Genomic DNA, 22,713 nt, shown 5'->3' on the forward strand with positions numbered 1-22,713 from the left:
CTTCAGTTAGTTGAAGGTGAGCGCTATGCCTATATCGCGTCGAAATATTAGTCACTCAAGAGTTAAAAATCTTTCTAAGCTCTCTAACTTCAAAAATCCTAACAGTGAAAAACGAATTGCTGAGTCTCACAATGAATTTTTAGCTGCTCATTTTCTGAATTATTTTCCTATTGTTAAGTCTTTCCAGTTCCAGCCATTAGCTTTTGATTATGAAAATCAAGATGAAATACATTCATACACTAGTGATTTTCTAGTAGAACTAGAAACAGGAAAATTTGTTTATATAGAAGTAAAAGAAGAGAAAGCATTATATTCAGAAGACTTTAAATCAATTTTTGAAGCTAAAAGAGCAGCTGCAAGACAGTTAAATAAAGAATTAATTCTTATTACAGAGAACCAGTACAACATCCCTCCTCGAATAGACAATATAAAATCTCTTTTGAACGTTGGAGGTTTTTGGGCTGACGACAATATATCTAACCTAGTGGTTGGTATAGTAAAAAAAAGTGAAACGATCGATATAGAGGGTATTGCTTATCATTTAAGTCAATTTTCTAGAGAGGAAATCTTTAAAGCAATACGTATATTGATTCTAAAACGAGAGATATATTTTGATTTATCTAGTTCTGAACTCACATTTGATTCGAAAGTATCAAGCGATACTACGCAATACAATAATGCAGAGTTTTTCATTGATGAATTCGTTGAGTTTGATTTCAACAAAAAGCCGGCAAAAAATGAGGTGAAATTATTTCCAAAAGATATGGATATTTTCCCTGAAAAGTATAAACAAGAAGCTCTAGCTAAGAAGCGCTATATTAAATGGGTTGAACGTAAGCTCGTAGGAAAGTGGACAGAAAAGAATATAAATTTACTTTTACATGAAATACCAAATTTTGGGGTTAATCCGACACCGTGTTCGAGAAGTATAATGCGTTGGAAAGATGCGTACACGAAAGGAAGTCGAAAACTAATAGCTCTTGTTCCCAAGCATGTGTCTAAAGGCAGGACTATTGCTGTCAGTGAACATGACGAGTTTATCGAACATGGAATCAGTAACTATCTAACTGAACTAAGATTATCAATTAATGAATGTTATAAGAAATATGAAACACAACTGCGAACTAATACCGACTTAGAACCTGTCAGTTATAATACTTTTAAGTTGCGCATAGATAAATTGCCTAAGTACGATGTTAAATGTGCGAGAGAAGGGAAAGCAGCTGCTGATATAGACTTTAACAATTATGACGAACATTGCCCACCCAAAAGGCTTTACGAACAAGTAGAAATAGACCATACGGTATTGACTGTTATTTTGCTTGATTCTGAGTATTTATTTCCAATTGGTAGGCCAACCTTAACCGTTTTAATTGATAAATTAAGTCATTGTATTTGTGGTTTTTATGTTAGCTATGAACCTCCATCTTACAATAGTGCTAGGCAGGCAATTCTTCACAGTATCAAGCCTAAAGATTATATTAAAAACTTATATCCTTCGATAAAAAACGAGTGGAACTGTCACGGAAAAATTGAAAATTTGATAGTCGATAACGGTGCCGAATTTTGGAGTACCAATTTAGAGGTTGCTTGCGAGAATTGGATGAACATTCAGTTTAATCCTGTAGGGAAACCTTGGAAGAAGGCATTTGTTGAGAGGTTTATTGGAACTACTTGCCGTGAATTTACTGCACGGTTTAAAGGAAAAACATTTTCTAATATTTTAGAGAAAATGAAATACGATCCTAAAAAAGATGCTGTCATGAGGTTTGATTTGTTTCTTGAGCTATTTCATAAGTGGATTATCGATGATTATCATCAAAGAGCAGACAGTAGATTCAAATACATTCCAAATGAGCTCTGGCAGAAAAATTATCTTAAAAGCCCAGTTTTAAAGTTAGATCAAGCTGAGGAAGAAAAACTGGAAAATGACTTCCTTTGTACTGAATGGCGTGAGTGGCGAAAGGGTGGAATACATATATTTAATCTTCGTTATGATAGCGAATATCTTTCAAAGGTGAGAAAACAGTACGTTAAGGAAGGAAATGATAAAAAACAGAAGATTTTAGTTAAATACTCTCCTGAAAATATTAATACTATTAGAATTTACATTGAAGACTTAGGTAAATACATCGAAGTCCCTTGTGTGGATAGCGTAGGTTATACAAAAGGTCTATCCCTATTTAATCATCAGGTAAACCTTAGAGTTCATCGAACTTACATTAAATCGAAAATTGATGTCGTGTCATTAGCAGAAGTAAGAAAATATGTTAATGATCGTGTTGAAGAAGAAGAGGAGTTTGTAGAAAAGGGTAGAAAGAAGAACCTTTCGGCCAATAAAGCAAGATCGAGGTATAAATCAATAAACAGTAAAAACAGTATAAGTAAAAAAGACAATAAATTTGAAGATATTGAAAAAAGTGAAGATGCTTCACCTGAAGATTGGAATAACTTCGCTGAAGGTTTGGAGGGTTTCTAATGGCTAGACTTTCTACAGAGCAATGCGTTTTACTTAAAAATTTCAAAAATGAATTTATTCCCCATGCTATAGCTGAAACTATTCATGACGATTTCGAACGTTTGAGAGAGAATCATAGGTTAGGCGGCGAACAATTGTGCATGTTGATTTATGGCGACGAAGGAAGCGGAAAAAAATCTATTATAAAGGCTTATGAAGATAAATGTAAAAATGAAGAGGTTATTGATGAAGGGAAATTTAAAGTACCCGTTTTATTTTCTGAAGTGAAACTGCCAATAACTGTGAACTCATTCTTTACGCAACTTCTTATAGATTTAGGTGAGTTCGCTGGGGCATATAGAAAAGCTGAGGGTAAGAATAAGAATAAGGATATGAGTAAACAGCTAGAAGATATATTGAAAGAACGCCTTATAAAGCTTGAAACTGAACTCATTATAATTTACAAATTTGAACTGTTATTGCAATTTGATAAAAAAATGAGGATAGATGAGCTTGCAAACCAATTAAAAAGCATGGCTCAAGAGCTTGGAATCCCTTTGGTGATCATCGGAATGCCATGTATCAAAAGGTTGATGTTAACTTCAGGATGGAGAAGCTATATTCATATTTGTCGGTTAATTCCATATTTCAAATTAAGTAATGAACTTGAAAAGGCATTTTACGTTAAGGTTATCAAGGGGCTTTCGAATAGAGCCCAAAAACTATTTTCTTTTGCACCAAAATTAGAGGATAAAAGCATTTCTTATCCTCTATTTGCTGTTTCGTCAGGATGTTTTAGAACAATTAGAAACTATACTAATAAAGCTGTATTACTAGCAGTAAATGAAGGTGCTGAAGAATTGACAATAGAGCATTTTTCTAAAGTTTTCGAAAGGGATAATGAGTACCCGTTATTAGGAAAGGTTGATTCAACGAATGATGATTCCATGAAAAAGTTGAATGAAAGTATTAAAGATGAAAGGGACAAAAGAGATTCTATTAACCCTTTTAAAATATCTGTAGATAAACTAATGGTCAATGAGGTGATAGATTATGCAACTTATAAATATGACGAAGAGTCTGCTTCAGAAGTAAAATTTGACACTAGGTTTGCCGATAAAATTTCAATAAATGATTTATTGAGAAAATAATATCTAAGTGTTCAGGAAAATTAAGTTAATTTAATTGGGCTTTTTGCCTTAAAAGGTTAAGGATAAGTAAAAATTAGTGGTGCATTATGAGATTTACAGTTCAAACCGAGCTGTTTAAGGATGAATCGCTTGAAAGTTATTTGCTTAGATTAGCAGTTGATAATACGTACATTGATTACAGTGAGTTCGCTGACGTCATTGGCCGCTGGCTGGTCGATCATGATCATGAATTAGAAGGTGCATTTCCCTGTTCTTTAGACTTGGTCAATCTTTATCATGCTAAAGACAGTAGTATTTTTAGAGTACGAGCATTAAAACTCTTCGAAACCCTTACGAGCTTTAAACCTTCAACGTTATTATCTCAATCTCTTTTACGCACGAACTATAAATTCGCTCAATATACGGCATTAAAATTTGGTTCCAGCTTAATACCAAGAGTAATGCTTCGAGAAAACAAAGCACCAATTCCTATTTGCCCACAATGCATAAAAGAGTCAGCTTATATAAGGCAATGCTGGCACTTAAAACCTTATACCTTTTGCCACAAGCATAATCTAAGGCTTCTCAATGAATGCCCTAAATGCGGCGACGAAATCAATTATATACGCTACGAAGTAATTGAAAAGTGTATATGCGGAGCTGACCTGTCAAAAATGGCAGCAGTACACGGAGATATTAAGTATCAGAAATGCATTAAAAATTTATTTAACGAAATAGAAGGCGACAAATCATCAGAAATAGGTAAGTTGCTTTGGTTTTCAAAGTATAAAAATATTGAGTTAGATGATACTGAATTACTCAATGAGTTTTATGATTATTTTGAATTCTGGCCCGCTACCTATCTAAGCGAACTTGAGCAATTTGAATTAGGTGGAATTAACAAGCAAATAAGACCTTTCAACCAGACTCCAGTAAATGATATTTGGAAGGAACAAATAGCACTGTCAAAATTGGCGTCCCCATTTAAACAGAACAATGAAGTATTGAAGGTGCTCTCAGAGTATTTTGTTGATCTTGTTTATCGATATCCTAAATCTGAAACACTAAACCCTGCGGACACATTGCTTACAAAGTTAGAAGCATCAATTTTGTTGAGAACGCCTCTAGAGCAAGTGAATCGACTATTGAACGAGAACTATTTACATCGAGCTATTAAGCCAAAAAAACACGAAATAATAGAGCCGTTCAAACCGCTTTTGTATTTAAGGCAAGTCATTGAGCTAATGGAAGTAAGAGGAATCAATCAAGCTTATTCTAATTTATATACAACAACTTGGTGAAAGCGATGCTGACTATAAATGAGTTGTTAGAAATTGCTGATATTGAAGAGCGCAACAAAGCTATCAGGAGCAGACTTAGGCCTTTTCATGAGCCATTAAATGTTGACGGTTCTGAAAAAGAAATACTCATTGTGCTGTTAAATTTGGGTTACAGCTCAAAAGAACAAGTTGATTTGCTAGAGCAGAAGTCAGCACAACAATTTCTTAAAGGCGAAGAGCTTTTTGGAAAGACGATCTCTGAAGCTGAATGGATACATACGCACAATTTAAAGTATCCGGACATCAGAGTAAGTAAGCAAACAATTCGAGCGACCCTTCCTGAAGATGTAGAAGGCGTTTGCAGTAAAGATATCCTAGAAAGCATAGAGTTAGGTTGGTCTCATAATGCAACGTTTGTCGGTAAAGTAACACCATTAATTACAGAGTTTAAATGGCAAGGTAAAGTGACCTGTCTTATAAATTTACTGTTAAGTGAGAGTGCCTTCTGGGTTAACTTGCTCATAACGTTAGGTGTCTCAAAAAGGTGGGTGAACCGAACTAAAATACAACTTGCAGATATAACGGCAAATTCTTTTCCTGAAGAAGTAGATCGTTACTCTCCACAGTTAAGATTCTATAATCAACGAGGCTATGTATCAGTCACACCAGTTACAAACCATAAACTACTATCTGAAATACAAAAGCGTTGTTTTAATAAAGAATTTCGATGTCGTAAGGTCAAACATCCAAGGGCAACATGCGCAGGTCACTTGATAACATCATTGGGCGGATACGTTTCAGTATTGGCTTACTATCCCGACAGAGGCTTTAATCGAAATATTAACCAGTATATTGACGACAAGACTGATAGTAACTTTTTTAATTCGAAGTACCTCAACAATCATAACTTCTTAGAGGCTTTAGGTGAGCTGGTTTTTTCACCGAAACGAGAAACGTTGAAGCTAACTCGCATTGCTAGGGTAGCAGCAATAAAGTCAATAAGGCAGACACTGTATTGGTGGTTAGCTAAAGCTACAGATTACAAAAAGCATGCGAATATATCATCGGATGTTTCTTCTAACGCAAAGTTATTCAAAAGGTATTTGAATCAAGGCGAATCAAAGAATGAATTAGCGAGTGAGCTTAGTAACTTAATTCATGAGCAGTTAGCACAAGCTAATCAAACAAAGCAGTTTGCATATCACTCTAAGCTAATATCACCAATTAAACGGCAACTCCAATTCTTACTAAAAAATAGAGCTAATAGTGAAACAGAGCAGCAAGAACAAAGAGTTTTTTATCTTCATCTAAAACGACTTAGGGTTGAAGATCTGGAAACCCTGAGTTGTCCATATTTATGGGGGATGCCTTCAATAATAGCTTTTGCTGGTTTTGCCCATAAATTTGAACTTAATTTAAAAAAGCTGGGTTTTCATAATATTCGAGTAATGGGGGTCGCTTGTTTTGTTCATTTATATCAAGTAACAGCTAAAACATCATTGCCTGCATATTCACATTTAAAGAAAGAAAAACAAAGTGATCAATTAAGGCCTACACGACCTGCTTTAGTTTCAGCGCCAAAGAGTCAAATGCTATTTGATTTGGTGTTAAGGCTTTGGAATGGAGGTAATGAGTACAATTTAGAAAGTTTACCTAATCCTGTACAGATAAGGGAAGCATTACCCACTCGCTATGCAGGTGGAACTATTTTCCCAACAATCCGGAAGCTAGAGGAGCGATTTACGACCTCACATAACCTTACAGAGTTATTTAACTCTCTAAGCTTTATGCCAGCAAAAGGTTGTTGGCTATACCCATCTCAATTCAAAGTTCATTCATTAGATGAACTCCATAAGGCATTAGATACAGATTTGAATCTAAGACCAGTAGCTATTGGCTATCAGTATCTTGAAGAACCAAAGTATAGGGATGGTGGCATAAGTGAACTGCATTGCTATGCAGAAAACTTACTTGGCCTGACTCGATGCACTAACAGTGTGGATGTTAGAGTTGGTGGAGCTCAAAGGTTTTTAAGAGAGGCGTTTTGGGCTCAAAAAACAACTGATTCTGAAGTGCTTATGGTTAAATCACGTTTCGAGTTTAAATTATGAAAATACCTACACATCTATCTTACATGAGATCATTGTCGCCATCGCCAGCGTTATTCTTTTATAAAACAGACGAGTCCGACTTTAATCCTATTGAAGTCTTTAGCGAAGGAATCAATGGCAGGATGTCAGGTTCCGCAGTTGCATATAATAAAGATGGTAAACTTAAAAATGTAACGGCTAATGATCTTGGTCACGCAAATTTACATGCGAGTGAATATTGTTATGTACCTCCAAAAATTAAGGAATTTTACTGTAAGTTTTCATTGACCATTGCTCCCAATAGTCTTTCTCCCTATATATGCAATGATCAAGATTTAGTAATGTATTTGGAAAAGTTAGCTCAATGTTATGCTGAGAAAGGCGGTTATCAAGAGTTAGCAACCAGATATGCAAAGAATATTTTAAATGGATTGTGGCTATGGCGGAACAAAAAGTCTCCTAAAGTTGATATTTCTGTGTATGACTTTTTGAGTGAACAAGAGGTTGCTAATACAGCGGGTGTTCAATCGCTGTCTTGGGATGGAAACTGGGGGAAATATCACGATGAGCTACAAAAATTATCTAAGATAATTGCTCAGGCTCTTCATAATAATGAAGCATGCGAACTGGAAGTTGTTGCAACAATTCGCAATCGCTTTATGCAAGAAATATATCCAAGTCAGCTTTTACCTGAAGAAAACAAAGTCCACAAGCAATTAGCTACAACAAGGGTTGAAGATGGCTCTGAAACTACCTGTTTGGGTCGTTTTAAAGTTGGAGCAGCAATACAGATAATTGATGATTGGCATGGTGGAGATAAGCCTCTAAGGGTGAGTAGTTATGGTTCTGTACCAGAAAGGTTAGTCGCATTACGAACTCCTTCAAACAAAAAAGATGTTTATTCACTCTTACCTAAAATTATCGATTACATTAACTTTTTAGAATCTAATAACCTCGGTGAAAATGAGACTTCAAATGAAATTAATTATCTAATGGCTATGTTGGTAAAAGGTGATGTATTAGGCATGGGATCGGAGAAAAAAAGCAAATGAGAAGTTATTTTTATATCACTTATTTGCCTGAAAATGTGAACAATGAACTGCTTGCAGCTCGATGTGTCAATGTGCTACATGGTTTTGTTGCTAAAGAAGATGTTGTCGATATTGGTATTAGTTTTCCGGCGTGGAGTGAACATACAGTAGGGAATCAACTTGCCTTTGTATCGACAAGTAAAAGTAAGCTGACAAGGATACTTCATCACAATTATTTCTCAATGATGAAAGAAGATGGTCTTTTTTATATTTCTAACATTGAGCCAGTGCCAACAGGGTTAAAAGAGATTCAATTTTTAAGAAATAATACAATTGCAAAAACAACGCTTGGTGAAAAACGACGCAGAAATAAAAGAGCGTTTGAAAGGGCTGAAGCTAGAGGAGACGAATACGCGCCTGTTCAAAATAATCAAGCTCAATTCATCCACAATTATCATATTCTCAATTGTACAAGTGGTAGTAAAAACATGTCATTCCCTCTTTATATTCAAAAGAGGGAAGATACCTCTCACCAAAACTGTGACTTTAATCACTACGGCCTCGCTTCTAATAAGTTATATAGTGGAACTGTACCAGAGTTTAACTTTGACCAATAAATTGTCTGTTAATATTTATATCAACCTTTTCAATGAGTTGGGTTTGTGGTGTAAATAATAGGTTTTACAAGGAAAGTGATGTTAACTAGTTGATTTTCTATTTATTAGAGGTAAAGCAACTCTAGTGCTCCGCCGAATAGGCAGCTAAAAAGAAATTAGAAGACATCACTTTTTTTTTCTTACTGTGCTCCGCCGAATAGGCAGCTAAAAAGGGTTACACTTGCGCCCGTTACAAAATTATCGGGTGCTCCGCCGAATAGGCAGCTAAAAAGAAATACGACACACCACCATCTTGCAGAGTCGAGTGCTCCGCCGAATAGGCAGCTTTAAAAATTATTAACTCAAAATGACATTTGTTTAATAACAACCTAATTAAATTGACTAAATATAAGTTTGTGGTTTTATGTTCGGTAAAAGGAACTGCCGAACAGGTAGCTAAAAAAAGACCAGGAAGTAAGCAGCCACAACAGGTAGCCTTCTGCCGAACAGGTAGACTAAAGGCACTTTAGAAATCTAAAGTGCCTTTTTATTTTAAAATGAGTATTAGAGCAGTCAAAAAGGCCTGTACGAGTATCAAAATTACGAAAGTTTAAATGTTAGTAAAATAAAAAATATCGTATATATTTGATAATAAAAATAATTTAATTATTATTCATTTGATTGCCCGCAGGTGTTCATATAAATTTATTCGTAATATTCCAAAGTAAATACCGAAAAATAGATATGAACTTATTTCAAGCAGCTTTACTTGTTATTCCAACCATGATTTTAAACCTTGTTATAGCCACAGTCCCTGCTTATTTCCTTTGGAACTGGATAGTGCCAAGCTTATTCTCACTCCCGAATATTGGTTTTTTTCAAATGTTAGGGCTGATCGTGTTAGTTAAATGCATATTCAATGAAGGCTACTTTAAAATAAATACTGCTGAATAGAAGTGGATAGAGTTAATTTGAGTGTGAAATGATGACTTTCTCGTTGTTATTGAGTTAGGTTTTTAGTAATTCTTTTATTTTATTAATAACAGTCGCTTACTAAAAAACGACATTGCTCAAACTCTAATCAATCAAAACCAAATTCTTCACGACAGCAAATAAAAAGTGAGTATACTCGGGTAATTATTTTTCCGAGCAGTAGTGAACTTCATTAATGTCTTCTTCGCACAATAACCTTGCCGCATTCATCTGGTCTGTAGCTGACCTTCTCAGAGGTGATTTTAAACAATCGCAATATGGGCGCATCATTCTTCCGTTTACCCTCCTGCGTCGCTTAGAGTGCGTTCTAGAAGTCACTAAAGATGATGTGGTTGCTCAACACGAAAAAGTAAAAGCGATGAGCCTGCCTGAAGATGGTATGGAGAAAATGCTGCTCAGGGCGGCCAAGCTGTCGTTTTTTAATATTTCACCCATGAACCTGTCAAAAATGGGGCAAGGTGATATTAAAGACAACCTAGAAAACTACGTTCAATCTTTCTCTAAAGATGCCCGTGAAATCTTCGAGCACTTCAAGTTTGATGAATTTGTTGGCACCCTTAACGAAGCGAACTTGCTGTTTAAAGTGGTGCGTAAGTTCGCCAACATCGATCTCAGCCCAACAGCCGTGTCGAACCACGAAATGGGATTGGTGTTTGAAGAGCTTATCCGCCGTTTTGCGGAATCCTCAAACGAAACCGCTGGTGAACACTTTACCCCACGAGATATCGTCGAACTCACTACCTCGCTGGTGTTTATGGAAGACGACGATGCCCTGACCAAAGAAGGCATTGTTCGCAGTATATACGACCCAACGGCAGGTACAGGCGGCTTTTTGTCTGCGGGAATGGAGTATGTCTACAAACATAACGCTCAAGCTCGAATGACAGCCTTTGGGCAAGAGCTAAACCCAGAGTCCTACGCTATCTGTAAAGCCGATATGTTGATCAAAGGTCAAGACGTCAGCCGCATCAAACTGGGGAACACACTTTCGAACGATCACTTAGTCAATGATAAATTTGACTACATGCTGTCTAATCCGCCGTTTGGGGTAGATTGGAAGAAAATCGAAAGCAGCATTAAAGACGAGCACACCTTTAAAGGATTCGATGGACGATTTGGCGCAGGCTTACCAAGGGTCTCCGATGGCTCATTGTTATTCTTAATGCACCTCATCAGCAAGTTTAAAGATGCGCCAGCAACCCAGAATGCACAAGACAGCGATACACCCAGTCGTATCGGTATTATTCTAAACGGCTCGCCTTTGTTTACAGGCAGTGCAGGCAGCGGTGAAAGTGAAATACGCCGTTATATTCTTGAGTCTGACTTGCTCGAAGCCATTGTTGCTTTACCCACCGATATGTTTTACAACACAGGTATTGCCACTTATGTGTGGGTGTTGAGTAATAAAAAATCCACCGAACGCAAAGGCAAAGTGCAACTCATTAACGGGGTCGATTTATACGGCAAAATGCGTAAGTCATTAGGCTCTAAGCGCAACATTATGAGCGATGCAGACATTAAAACCATCACTCGTTGCTATGGTGGCTTTGAAGCTGTTGAACAGCAAGTGCTTGATAAAACGCCAGAGCAAAAAAGTAACCGTGGTAGGCAATCAGCAAATCCGAAACAAGAAGCACCAAAAACCTTTGCCAGCAAAATATTCGACAGCCATAAATTCGGCTACCGTCGTATTACCGTTGAGCGCCCATTGCGTCTATCTGCTCAAATTACCGATGAAGCCGTAGCAAGCTTACGCTTTGCACCCAAGCCGTTTAATGCCGTAATGCGCTGGATGTTTGAAACATTCCCTCTTGATGGAAAGAGCGAGTACCAGACACTGCTAGCAGACAACGAAACCGCCATTCGCACTAAAATAAAAGCTGACTTCAAAGAGCTGAAAGAAAAGCAAATCAAAGAGGTTTTGAGCGACAAACTCTGGTTGTTCCAAAAGGGTTTGATGGAGAAAGCCCAAAAGCTACAAACTGAGATTGGAACGCAGTTATCTAACGACTTTAACCAGTTAGACAGCGACCTAAAAGCGGCGCTTAAAGCCACCAATCTCAAGCTCGAAGCCAAAGAAAAGAAACAATTCCTCGATGCCGTTACCTTCAAAAATCCAGCGGCGCAGCCAGTAATTAAAAAGGTACTCAAGGAAGACGAACAACCACTTTACGGTGCATTTACCTACAACGGCACCATAAAAGAATACCAAGGTAAAGTGGTTGAGTACCAAACTGATGGCGACCTGAGGGATAACGAGAACATTCCACTCGATCCATCTGTTACCACCACTGAGCTGATTGAAACTTACTTTAAGCGTGAAGTAGCACCTCATGTACCTGATGCGTGGATAAATGCTGACAAGCGGGATGAGCAAGATAAAGAAATCGGTATTGTCGGTTACGAGATCCCATTTAACCGACACTTCTATGTGTATCAGCCACCACGTAAATTAGAAGAAATTGATGCGGATTTGGATGCGGTGAGTAAGCGGATTATGAAGCTGCTAGCGGAGGTACACTCCTGATGGTCTTTTTCACCGATAGCGGCGTTGTGGCTGTGCTCACTCAGTCACATAGTTTATCTATGCTCCCTCGCTGTGCGCAGGCACGCCTTGCTCTAGGCGAAAAATCCACATCAGGAGGCCAGTATGAATAAATACAAGGCTTATCCAGAATATAAGGATTCTGGGGTTGTGTGGTTGGGGAATGTTCCAAAAGACTGGAATATCATTCCAATAAAACATTTAGCTGAATTGACCCCGAAAAAATCAACTATTGATTCATCATTGATGGATAAAGAGTGCAGCTTTCTCCCTATGGAAAAGCTAAAGCTGAACTCTATTGTTTTGGATGAAAAGCGCAAAGTCAGTGATGTTTGTGATGGTTACACATACTTTGAAGATGGTGATGTTCTCATAGCCAAGGTAACACCATGCTTTGAGAACAAGAATATGGCTGTTGCCTCTGGGCTCACCAATAGCATTGGCTTTGGATCTTCAGAAATTTATGTTCTCCGTACTAACAAGCGGATGAATAATCGGTTTCTGTATTATCGCTTGCAGGAAGACAGTTTTATGGACATTGCCACAGCGGCAATGACTGGAGCTGGAGGATTAAAGCGTGTTCCTGCTGAAGTAATAAACACTTATTCGCTTGCGAGTCCTAAGTTTGCAGAGCAAACGCAAATCGCCAACTTCCTCGACCACGAAACCGCCAAAATCGACACCTTGATCGAAGAACAGCAATCTTTGATTCGGTTGTTGAAAGAAAAACGACAGGCGGTGATCAGTCATGCCGTCACCAAGGGGCTAAACCCCAACGCCCCAATGAAAGATTCCGGCGTAGAGTGGCTTGGGGAAGTGCCAGAGCATTGGAATGTCTGCAATCTGAGCCATGTCCTTAATGCTATCGGGGATGTAGATCATTATATGCCGAAATCTATTGATGAAGGCGTGCCATACGTGATGACAGGGGATTTAACTGAGTTTGCAAGTGATATTAATTTTGCGAAGTGTAAACAAGTCAGTCAGGGCGATTATCTAAATCTGTCGAAGAGAATAAAGACTTCTGCGGGAGATGTCATCATGGCTCGGTACGCTACCATTGGAACGGCATCATACGTAGATATAGATAGAGACTTCCTTGTTTCATACTCGTGTGTAACGATCAAGCCCTCTCCTTCCAAGGTTTTGGGGCTATATCTATTTTATTACTTCAAATCTCAAACATTTTTGAATGGTATTCAAAGTCATATAAACACCAATACACAAGGAAATGTTGGAGTAAATGATTTAAAAAAAGTTAAAATCACACTCCCAGATTTGGTCGAGCAACAAAAAATCATTGCCCATTTGCAATCAGCCATAAGTAAATTCGATCACCTGACAACGAAGTCGGAATCAGCCATTAAATTAATGCAAGAACGCCGCACCGCCTTAATCTCTGCCGCTGTCACTGGAAAAATCGACGTCCGAGAATGGATTGCGCCTGTGGATTCCCGCCTTTGTGGGAATGACGGAATAGAACAACAAGAAACAGAGGCCATGTAATGAGCAAGGATGCCACGTTTATTCATACCATCGACAACACCAAAGAATCCGTATTCCAGAACGACATGATTGCCCGTATGCAAGCCAAAGGTTGGTTGTTAGGCAACAGTGACCAATACGATTGCAAAACGGCGTTGTACACCAGTGATGTGCTGGATTTCGTGAAGCACACTCAACCAAAAGAGTGGACGAAGTTTTGTAAAAACTTCCCCGTTGATTCAGAGCAGCATTTTATCAGCCACTTGGTCACTCAGCTAAAAAAAGCCGATGCTAATGCGGTGGATAAAGAGCTTCGCAGTTTCGGTACGTTGGGCGTATTGCGTCATGGTTTGAAAATCCGCAATGCACGTTTTTCGTTATGCCAGTTTATGCCTGAGCACAAGCTAAACCCTGACACCTTGGCTCGTTTTGAGCAAAACCGCTGTCGCATTGTACCTGAGCTAGTGTACTCGCCTTACGCAACGGCTGAGCACATGGCGCTGACGGGTAAAAAAGCCAAAGCATGGCGCATCGATTTAGTGTTATTTGTTAACGGCTTACCCGTAGCAACATTAGAGCTGAAATCAGAGTTTAAACAGGCCATTGAAAACGCCAAGCGCCAATATCAAAAAACTCGCTTACCAAACGACCCTGAAACTAAAAAGCCAGAGCCACTGCTGACCTTTAAACGAGGGGCATTAGTGCATTTTGCCGTGAGTCAGTTTGAGGTCTACATGGCGACCAAACTGGCAGGTGATGACACCTTCTTTTTACCCTTTAACAGAGGCACAGCAGAAGGTGGTGCGGGTAATGAAATACCCGCAAATCAAAACGAGTACGCCACCGAATATCTGTGGAATGAAGTGCTGCTGCCAAGCAACCTGCTGAACATTCTTGGTCGATTTGTGCATTTGCAGATTGAAGAAAAAGAAGACTGGGAAGGTCGAAAGTCGAAAAAAGAAACCCTGATATTCCCACGTTATCATCAGTGGGATGTGGTAAGCCGCTTAATTAATGCAGCAAAACAAGAAGGCACAGGCCACAAATACTTAGTGCAGCACAGCGCTGGCTCGGGTAAGTCGAACTCAATTGCGTGGACGGCGCATCAGCTGTCGACCTTGCACGATGACGAAGGCAATAAACAATTTGATTCAATCATTGTTATCACTGACCGAACGGTATTGGATGACCAGCTGCAAGACACCATTTATCAGTTTGAACACGCCGATGGAGTAGTGGGACGGATCAACAAAAAAGAGGGCGATGGCTCTAAGTCAGAAAAGCTTGCCACCGCACTGGAAAATGCTCAGCCTATCATCATCGTCACCATTCAAACCTTCCCGCATGTGTTAGAAGCCATTGAAAACAGCGTCAGCTTGCAACAACGCCGTTATGCCGTGATTGCCGATGAAGCGCATTCCTCACAAACAGGCAGCACGGCAAAACGCTTAAAGGAAGTGCTGATGGTAGAAGGCGAAGCAAAAGACGCTGAGCTTGCGGCAAATAACCCTGAGTTGTCGTCAGAAGACCGATTAAATGCCTCGTTAGCGGCACGAAAGCACAACAGCAATTTAAATTATTATGCATTTACTGCAACGCCTAAAGCTAAGACCTTGGAGCTATTTGGTCGTCTGCCTTACTCTGATTTACCTGCATCTAAAAACGGTTCTAAAAAGAACTTACCGCAAGCCTTTCATGTGTATTCGATGCGCCAAGCCATTGAAGAAGGGTTTATTCTTGATGTGCTGAAAAACTACACCAACTACAAAGTAGCGTATCAGTTAGCACAAAAGATTGAAGCCGCCGATGAAGAGGTCGACAGTAAAAAAGCCAAAGTGAAACTGAGCCGCTGGGTAAGGCTGCATGAGTACAATATTGCGCAGAAGGTGAAAGTCATCATTGATCACTTTAAAGAGCACGTAATGGGCTTATTAGGCGGTCAGGCGAAGGCGATGGTGGTGACCAGCTCTCGTAAAGAGGCTGTGCGCTATAAGTTAGCTTTTGATAAGTATTTGGCAGAGCATTCGGCGACTAACAAGCAAAGTGCCATTGCGGTGATGGTTGCGTTTTCTGGTGAGGTGGAATTTAATCAAGACGACCCTGATAGCACCGCTTTATTGGATCAAAAGTTTACCGAAAAAGGCATGAACCCAAACTTAAAAGGTCGGGATATGCGTAAGGCTTTTGATTCTGATGATTACCAAATTATGTTGGTGGCGAATAAGTTTCAAACAGGTTTTGACCAGCCAAAACTTTGCGCCATGTACGTCGACAAGCCTTTAGGCGGCGTCGAATGCGTGCAAACACTGTCACGACTAAACCGAACTTATCCTGGCAAGGCAGAAAGCGGTACCTTTGTATTGGATTTCGTTAATGAACCCGACGAGATTTTAAGCGCCTTTCAACCTTATTATCAAACCGCTGAACTGGCGGATGTGTCTGATCCCGACAAGCTTTACGATTTAGAAGAAAAGCTCAGAGCCAGCGGCATTTTTACTTGGAATGAAGTCGAGCAATTTTGTGATGCTTTTCTCACGCAAAAAAAGAGCAATGCAGCGGTAAGTAACATTTGTAAGCCAGCGGTAGATCGCTGGCAAAAGCGTTATAGCTCGGCAGTTGATGCTTATATTCAGTCAAAAGAAATGTTTGAGCGCACCAAGAAAACCAAAGATGCCGTGTTGATCGCCAATGCGGAAAACAGCTTTAAAGAATGCAAACAAGAAAAAGACCGTCTGGAAATTTTCAAAAAGGATTTAGGCAGTTTCACCCGTTTTTATGAGTTTATGTCTCAGATTGTTGACTACGACAATATGGAGTTAGAGAAACTGAGCCTTTATGCCCGTTATCTACGCCCATTGCTGCGTGAAAAGGTGATTGAAGAAGACGACATCGATTTGGACAATGTGGTGATGAGCCATTATCGCCTGTCTAAAATCCGTCAACAGCACATCAAGCTAAAAGAAGACGAAGAAGGCAATGAGCTAGAACCCAGCGATGACGTGGGTACGGCTAAAGCTAAAGATAAGAAAGAAGAGTTCATGTCACAAATTGTGGCAAAACTGAATGAGTTATTTATCACAGATGGGTTAACCGATGGCGATATGATCAGCTTTCTGTACAGCAAAACAAGTAAAGTCGCTGAGAATGAGACTGTGATGAAACAGATCAAGAATAATACGGCTGAACAAGCATTTCTGGGCGATTTCCCACAAGCCTTTGATAACGCAGTGATGGACAGTGACGAAGCGCACCAAGAAATGATGATGCAATATTTGTCGAATCCGTTAATCGCAGAAGGACTAAAACGATTAGCGTTTGATATGTTGAAGAGCAGGTAGGTGCCTGCTTTTTTTATTATGGATTTATACATTAAGGATAAGTATGACAAGGCAGTATTGGGGATACCGAATCAACAAATCTCGTATTTCATTTTTCAGAAGTGAATTAGAGCAAAACCACCGTTTGCGCCAAGGTTGGGGTTGGGATGAACGTCAGAATCTCAGAAAGCTTGAATTAAATGAAGGGGCTAAGCGCAACTTACCTATCTTCAACAAAGTCAAAAAAGGCGATATCCTAATTATTCCAAGGCTCCCTACTTGGAGTGAAGTTGCTATTGTTGAGGCAACTGAAGATTTTTGTGACGGTTACGAATTTAAAATTGATTCGGAATTGAAAGACTTTGGACACTGCTTCCCTGCAAAAATTATTAAACCATTTGTTCGCCAGAATAAGCATGTAAATGGCGATATTCGAGCCTCAATAAAGAATCCAAGCCGCTTTTGGAATATGAATCAATGTGCAGATTCAATTGAAGCATTGATAAAGCAAAGTAGTGACTTAAAAGATACTGTTACGCATAGCGCTAGATTCAATAATGCACTTAATGACGGTATCTGTATTGCTCTAGACCAGAGTGATTTCTACGAAAACCTCTACTCATCTTTAAATGAAACTTTAAGCAACGAAGAATGGGAATATGCCCTTGTTGAAGGTTTAAGAAAGATTCTCCCTGAACCAATAATGGTTGAACGAACTGGTGGAATAACTGAAAAAGAGCACGGAACCGATATTTTGATTAAGTATCCGGGGTTATTAGGACGAACTTATGGTGTTGCTATACAGGTTAAGGATTACGAGGGTGTAATGAGTGGCTTAGCCATTCATCAGATTAATAAATCCACAACGTATTGGGACAGCGAAAACATTAAAATCATTGAAAAGTACGTGATTGTCACTAAGTGCAAGAAAGAGAATAACCAGCAGTTAGAACATATTTCTGGCGATGTGAGCATCATCTTCTCTTGTGAGTTGAAAGACTTATTGAAACAGATAGCTGATGGTTATATCGGCTTGTCAAATTGAGCTTTGTGTCAGTTATGAAAAGTGAAGTCGCTACAAACCATGCTCCTGAATTAAAGAGTGCTGTTGATGAGGTTTTAAGGAAGATTGGCAGAAATATGCTGCTGTTCCAACAGCTTGAAGGATTGCTGAAGTATATCATTGCGAATGGCCAGTTTTCTGGTTACAGCAGTGAACTAAAACGCATTATAGAAAAGCGAACATCAACCGTAAATAAACAAACTATGGGGCAGTTGGTTGGGCAATATATTGAGCAAACCACATCTCAAACCAGCAATGAACAATCAGATGAAGAAGAGCTAAAAGAAGCTCATTTTGCATTTAATTTTCACATTGAAACAGATGAAGCTTATGCAGCAGAAAGAAAAGAGTCGTTAGCTAAATTGGTTTCTGAGCGAAATGAATTAATTCATCATTTTTTACCAAAATTTGATTCAACTTCAATGAGTAGTTGTGAAGAAGTTGATGAGCTTCTTGAAAAACAAAGCAAAACAATTCGTCGAGAAATCGAAAATGTTAAGGCTATAGCAAAAGCATTAATGGATGGTCGAAAAGCTCTTGCTGAAACCTTAACATCTAAAAGTGTGGCTATGTTCCCACTAACTGTTGTTGAATTTTAAACAAGCTGTTTTCGTTACAATTTTCTTTATTGTCCATAAATCTGAACCAACCTAGATAATGAGTTAGATATTTCGTAGCGACACCGTGAAACTTTGCAAGCCACAGCTTTAATTTGCTGTGGTAAGAGTTTACATTCTGTATGTGGAAAACATTTTCGATTACCCTGATACCAGCTGATACATTCAGGCGTTTATGAGTGAGTTCATTGTCTTTACTAAACTTGATGTAGGTTTTAAATCCATCAGAGCACAACACACTGTCTTTCTGAACTTTTCCTTCTAGCTCTTTCGTGAGTGCATCACTTGTCACATGAGCAAAAGTATTATCGTATGTATGCTGGTTCCTATCCCTGACGGTAACGACTTTTACCCAATCATCACTCGAACGTCCTGATTTTTTTGCTTTCATTCCTCGCTTTCTTGGTTTACGAATTAAATGACGTTCACCCTTTTCTGAATAAGGATAAAATGTTTCGTCAGCTTCAATAATTCCTTCTAACGTAGAAGGTTGGAGGAGTGTTGGTATTTCAAGAAATCTATGGCGCCAACGAAAAGACGTGGTAAGAGTAATACTGCAATGGCTAGCGGCTTCCCTTAAAGGCATGCTCTTAATCATGCAATAAAAGTAATCTTTCCAGCGTTCTTTATGTCTTAGTCTGGCAAGTGGTGTTCCTGTTGCGGCAACAAAGGTTTTAAGACAATTTTTACAGCGATATCGTTGAGTGCTTTGTGTTTTTCCATGTCGGTTGATAAGGCTGCTATGGCAATGTGGACACTCAGGTTGTTCAACTAAACGTTCTTCGAGTAAGTGATATATCGACTCTGATGATGAGTATTGATGGAGCGCTGATTCAATTTCCAATCTTTGTTTGTCATTCAATCCTTGTAGACTTTTTATCAGCTTATGAAAATTGGCTATGTTCATAATTGATGGCCTGACGCTACAATTTTGCTCAGTATACGCCTACCAACAGTTTATAGAAACATAGCCAAAAGTGTTAGGAAATTATGGTTTTTAAGAAGTAGCAAAATAATACATCTACTTTGTGATATCTCAGAGCAAAGTATAGAGAACAATGGCTGGGTGCTATTAAGTACGGCAGGAAACATCATCAAAAAGCAATTACCTGATGAACTTGAGCATATGAAAGAAAGGTATGGTCATAGCTCGCTGAAGAGTTTGATTCTAGCCTCAGAATTGTTTGATGTGGGTGAAGAGAAAACGCCTAAAGGTGGAAAGCGGGTTTTGTTTAGGTTGAGTGATTTAGGAAGTACCCCTGATTATTCATAACCTTGTTGAAGCCAGTGCTCTAACGAGGCTATGCTCCAAAGTGTACTTGAATTGCGGTTCATAAAGTGCGGTTTGAGATTTACGAACGGGAAGCTTTTGCTCCAAAGTAAGTTTAAAAAGATCTGGGGAGTGAGGAATTGAGCTTATAAAACGTAAAGTTCATTCATACTAATACTATCTTAATAGTTTTTTGTAGTTCGTTGAATCGTTGGTCATTAAAGTGTAGATTTGCTATTTACATTTAATTGGTATGGCTCCGGCCTCAACTAATCCTATAGAGCTTATAAACAATGATTCTATATGATTTAGGTAGAGAACTGTTTAAAAATGCCTATGGATATATAGATGAGCATGATTAATGCAATATGTGGGTAGCGAATTAGAGCGATTGGCGCTGAAAAATACAGATATTAACCATGCAGATTTGTTAGGAAGGAGTGCATTTAATCGATACTATTATGCAGCTTTTCTTATTACAAGAGAAACACTTGGATTTATGCAATCAAATTGGATAGGGACTGCACATGCAGAGATCCCTAATTTGTTGGAAAAAGGGCTTCGTAAACCTGCGAAAGCAGCTTTGAGAAAGCAAGTTAGTTCAGGGCTGCTTGATAAAGGTAATGAGAGTCGATTGTTAACGGAATTAAATGCCACAGGAAGTGAATTGTCACAGCTTCTTAGACAAGCTTATGATGCAAGAATTTTAGCCGACTATGAACCAGAAGTTAAAACAAAGAAAGATGGCGGTGTAATCTATCTGAGAACGCATAAATTGACTACTGCAAGCCAATGGCCAAACCAAGCGGAAAGGCAGTGTGCGAAGCTCAAACGAATTTGGAAGGAGATAGGTCTTGCCTAATCAACTTATGATCCCTGGTTTTGAAGAAATACAGGCTGAGTATTTTATTTCTGATTTTTTTGTTCGAACATCCGATGATTGCATTGTTCTATATGTTCCTAAAGATAAGGTTAGCGATAAGGCTCAAAAAGGATCTGTGTCTTTAAAGCAACTAGACAAATTGCAATGCACGTTAAAGCAGAAATATGGTGTAAACAGTGAATTGGTTTTGTTGGATTCAGACAATTTAGCAAAGATGAGTCAAGGCTTTGAAACACTTATTAAAACAACTTTTCCAAAAATTGTAGATAGGGCGGAGGTTTCTTTTTTAAATGTTCAAAAGGTGAGCGTAAACATTAAGACTTCTGATGCTATTGAAAGTACCCAGAAGGAATCTATTGAAGCTTTTTTAAAAACAGTTTTAACCTCGGCAAAAATTGAAATAATGGCTCTACATTGGGATCAAATAGAGCTGCCATCCTTAATTGAAATATTAACGGTTATAAAAAAATTGCAGCCAGTGAAACTAGAATTGGCATATACAAACTTGTGTGAGGGATACTCGTCTTTACAACAGGATTGGCTTAATAAACAATTAGATAAGTTAATAAAAAAACAGTTTCTAGTGCGAGAGCAGTCTAAAGAAACATATGTATTGACGGCTCAAAGCTTAAACGTATTACCTAAAATAGCTAACCGCAACAACTCTGATATAGTTCGTGCACTTGATTTAGGAAGAAGAAAATGGTGAAATTCAAATACGGAGCGGCGAAAAATTGTCGCGAGGGTGTGCATCATGCCCGTTTGCGAAGGCTAGACACAGAAACACCGATGGACAAACGTCCATTCGTGCTTCGCCCGACTGGACGTTTGTCCATCGTTGTAAATTTGATGAAAAGTACAGTGTCATGAATGCCGCGCCGCTCCTAGTTTCCTTTGATACCTTAAAAAAATTTTTAGATGCTTTACCAGAAAAGCATCGTAAGAGTTATCAACAGCAAATCGAAAAACTGTTTACTCAGTCCCTCCCTCCTAGTGTATCGGAAACTTGTTTAGCTGTACTATTTGGTTATTCCGTTGATTTTGTGTATGCCTTGTCCAAAAAACAACACAAGTTCTATCGAAGTTTTAAAATTAAACAAGGTAAGAAGGTTCGTATAATCCACTCACCAAGAGTTGCACTAAAGGTTGTTCAAAAGTGGTTAGGAACTCACCTAAGTAACGCTATATCATTTGAACCTCACGTCTGTGGTTTTGTGAAAGGTAAATCTTTTGCTGATGCAGCTAAAATTCATCAGGGAGCTAGGTGGGTTTACTCTGTGGATATCGAAAATTTTTTCCCTTCTATAACAGTTGTCCAAATATCAGGTGCTTTAGAAAAGCTAGGTTACTCGGAGGAGTCAGCAAAGTTTCTTGCTAACATTTGCTCACTCAACGGCACTTTAGCTCAGGGATCACCTGCTAGCCCAGTAATTTCAAATATTATTATGAAGGATATAGATCAGCGACTAATAGAGCTGGCAGAAAAATATGTTTTGAAGGTTTCACGTTATGCCGATGATATTGTTTTTTCGGGTAAAGAACCGTTCAGCACAGATATTCCGAACGAGCTGAGTTCTATTTTCGGCCTGACACCATTTTTACTTAACAAAAACAAAGCTTACTTTGCTGATTCTCAAAAAGGCCAAAGACTGAAAGTTCATGGATTATTAGTTAAGGAAGATAAAATTTTGCTGACCAAAGGGTATAGAAATAAAATCAGAGCTTTTCGTCATATGGTTGCTCAAGGGAAAGTTTCTGAGGGTGATTTACCAAGATTAAAAGGACACTTAACTTTTGCTGAGTTCATTGAGCGCAATAACCAAGTTTAGAGGGCTAGATATTTATTTAATCTTTTTACTCTGTTCTTTTTACTTTGTTGTTAAAGCAAAAGCTCTAACGCATTTTCCCCCAAAATGTGCCATGGCAGGTAGAATTAATTATTGGTTAAGGATGTA

16 protein-coding genes are annotated in these 22,713 nt (G+C 38.6%); 15 read left to right on the forward strand and 1 reads right to left on the reverse strand.

Annotation, left to right across the window (positions count from 1 at the left end):
- Window positions 1-25 precede the first annotated feature (25 nt).
- From E2I05_RS07640 to E2I05_RS07690, 11 genes are all read left to right on the forward strand, one after another.
- On the forward strand, window positions 26-2,479 hold the full coding sequence (locus E2I05_RS07640; RefSeq protein ID WP_121851997.1) for a TnsA endonuclease N-terminal domain-containing protein: 2,454 nt from the start codon (window positions 26-28) through the stop codon (window positions 2,477-2,479).
- A complete protein-coding gene (locus tag E2I05_RS07645; protein WP_121851998.1) occupies window positions 2,479-3,609 on the forward strand; it encodes a TniB family NTP-binding protein in 1,131 nt (376 codons plus the stop codon). Before E2I05_RS07640 ends, E2I05_RS07645 begins: the two co-directional genes overlap by 1 nt.
- A gap of 86 nt (window positions 3,610-3,695) precedes the next feature.
- Window positions 3,696-4,889 (forward strand): TniQ family protein, encoded by a 1,194-nt coding sequence (locus E2I05_RS07650; protein ID WP_121851999.1) that lies wholly within the window; start codon window positions 3,696-3,698, stop codon window positions 4,887-4,889.
- A 5-nt stretch (window positions 4,890-4,894) separates the two neighbouring features.
- Complete coding sequence (locus tag E2I05_RS07655) at window positions 4,895-6,979, forward strand: type I-F CRISPR-associated protein Csy2 (protein ID WP_121852000.1); 2,085 nt, start codon at window positions 4,895-4,897, stop codon at window positions 6,977-6,979.
- Window positions 6,976-8,010 carry a type I-F CRISPR-associated protein Csy3 gene (csy3, locus tag E2I05_RS07660; RefSeq protein WP_121852001.1) on the forward strand — a complete coding sequence of 345 codons (1,035 nt, stop codon included), beginning with the start codon at window positions 6,976-6,978 and terminating at the stop codon, window positions 8,008-8,010. The genes E2I05_RS07655 and csy3 overlap by 4 nt, the downstream gene beginning before the upstream one ends.
- Complete coding sequence (gene cas6f, locus E2I05_RS07665) at window positions 8,007-8,606, forward strand: type I-F CRISPR-associated endoribonuclease Cas6/Csy4 (protein ID WP_121852002.1); 600 nt, start codon at window positions 8,007-8,009, stop codon at window positions 8,604-8,606. Before csy3 ends, cas6f begins: the two co-directional genes overlap by 4 nt.
- 1,147 nt (window positions 8,607-9,753) lie before the next feature.
- Window positions 9,754-12,105 carry a type I restriction-modification system subunit M gene (locus E2I05_RS07670; RefSeq protein ID WP_121852004.1) on the forward strand — a complete coding sequence of 784 codons (2,352 nt, stop codon included), beginning with the start codon at window positions 9,754-9,756 and terminating at the stop codon, window positions 12,103-12,105.
- A gap of 123 nt (window positions 12,106-12,228) precedes the next feature.
- Window positions 12,229-13,629: a restriction endonuclease subunit S gene (locus E2I05_RS07675; protein ID WP_121852005.1), complete on the forward strand. Its 1,401-nt coding sequence runs from the start codon at window positions 12,229-12,231 to the stop codon at window positions 13,627-13,629.
- On the forward strand, window positions 13,629-16,946 hold the full coding sequence (locus E2I05_RS07680; protein WP_121852006.1) for a type I restriction endonuclease subunit R: 3,318 nt from the start codon (window positions 13,629-13,631) through the stop codon (window positions 16,944-16,946). The genes E2I05_RS07675 and E2I05_RS07680 overlap by 1 nt, the downstream gene beginning before the upstream one ends.
- 124 nt (window positions 16,947-17,070) lie before the next feature.
- Window positions 17,071-17,970: a hypothetical protein gene (locus E2I05_RS07685; RefSeq protein WP_218939904.1), complete on the forward strand. Its 900-nt coding sequence runs from the start codon at window positions 17,071-17,073 to the stop codon at window positions 17,968-17,970.
- Between the two features lie 14 nt (window positions 17,971-17,984).
- A complete protein-coding gene (locus tag E2I05_RS07690; RefSeq protein ID WP_121852008.1) occupies window positions 17,985-18,587 on the forward strand; it encodes a hypothetical protein in 603 nt (200 codons plus the stop codon).
- Here the strand turns inward: E2I05_RS07690 and E2I05_RS07695 are convergent.
- Window positions 18,556-19,512 (reverse strand): IS1595 family transposase, encoded by a 957-nt coding sequence (locus tag E2I05_RS07695; protein WP_121852009.1) that lies wholly within the window; start codon window positions 19,510-19,512, stop codon window positions 18,556-18,558. The genes E2I05_RS07690 and E2I05_RS07695 overlap by 32 nt on opposite strands.
- Window positions 19,513-19,536: 24 nt before the next feature.
- Between E2I05_RS07695 and E2I05_RS22755 the strand changes: the two genes are divergently transcribed.
- The 4 genes from E2I05_RS22755 (at window position 19,537) to E2I05_RS07715 (ending at window position 22,587) form a co-directional block, all read left to right on the forward strand.
- A complete protein-coding gene (locus E2I05_RS22755; protein ID WP_165905423.1) occupies window positions 19,537-19,878 on the forward strand; it encodes an OST-HTH/LOTUS domain-containing protein in 342 nt (113 codons plus the stop codon).
- Window positions 19,879-20,236: 358 nt separating this feature from the next.
- Window positions 20,237-20,737 carry a hypothetical protein gene (locus tag E2I05_RS07705; RefSeq protein ID WP_121852011.1) on the forward strand — a complete coding sequence of 167 codons (501 nt, stop codon included), beginning with the start codon at window positions 20,237-20,239 and terminating at the stop codon, window positions 20,735-20,737.
- A complete protein-coding gene (locus tag E2I05_RS07710; RefSeq protein ID WP_121852012.1) occupies window positions 20,730-21,467 on the forward strand; it encodes a hypothetical protein in 738 nt (245 codons plus the stop codon). Before E2I05_RS07705 ends, E2I05_RS07710 begins: the two co-directional genes overlap by 8 nt.
- 157 nt (window positions 21,468-21,624) lie before the next feature.
- Window positions 21,625-22,587: a reverse transcriptase family protein gene (locus tag E2I05_RS07715; RefSeq protein ID WP_121852013.1), complete on the forward strand. Its 963-nt coding sequence runs from the start codon at window positions 21,625-21,627 to the stop codon at window positions 22,585-22,587.
- The last annotated feature ends 126 nt before the right edge of the window (window positions 22,588-22,713 follow it).

The organism is Parashewanella spongiae (assembly GCF_004358345.1).
Lineage (GTDB): Bacteria > Pseudomonadota > Gammaproteobacteria > Enterobacterales > Shewanellaceae > Parashewanella > Parashewanella spongiae.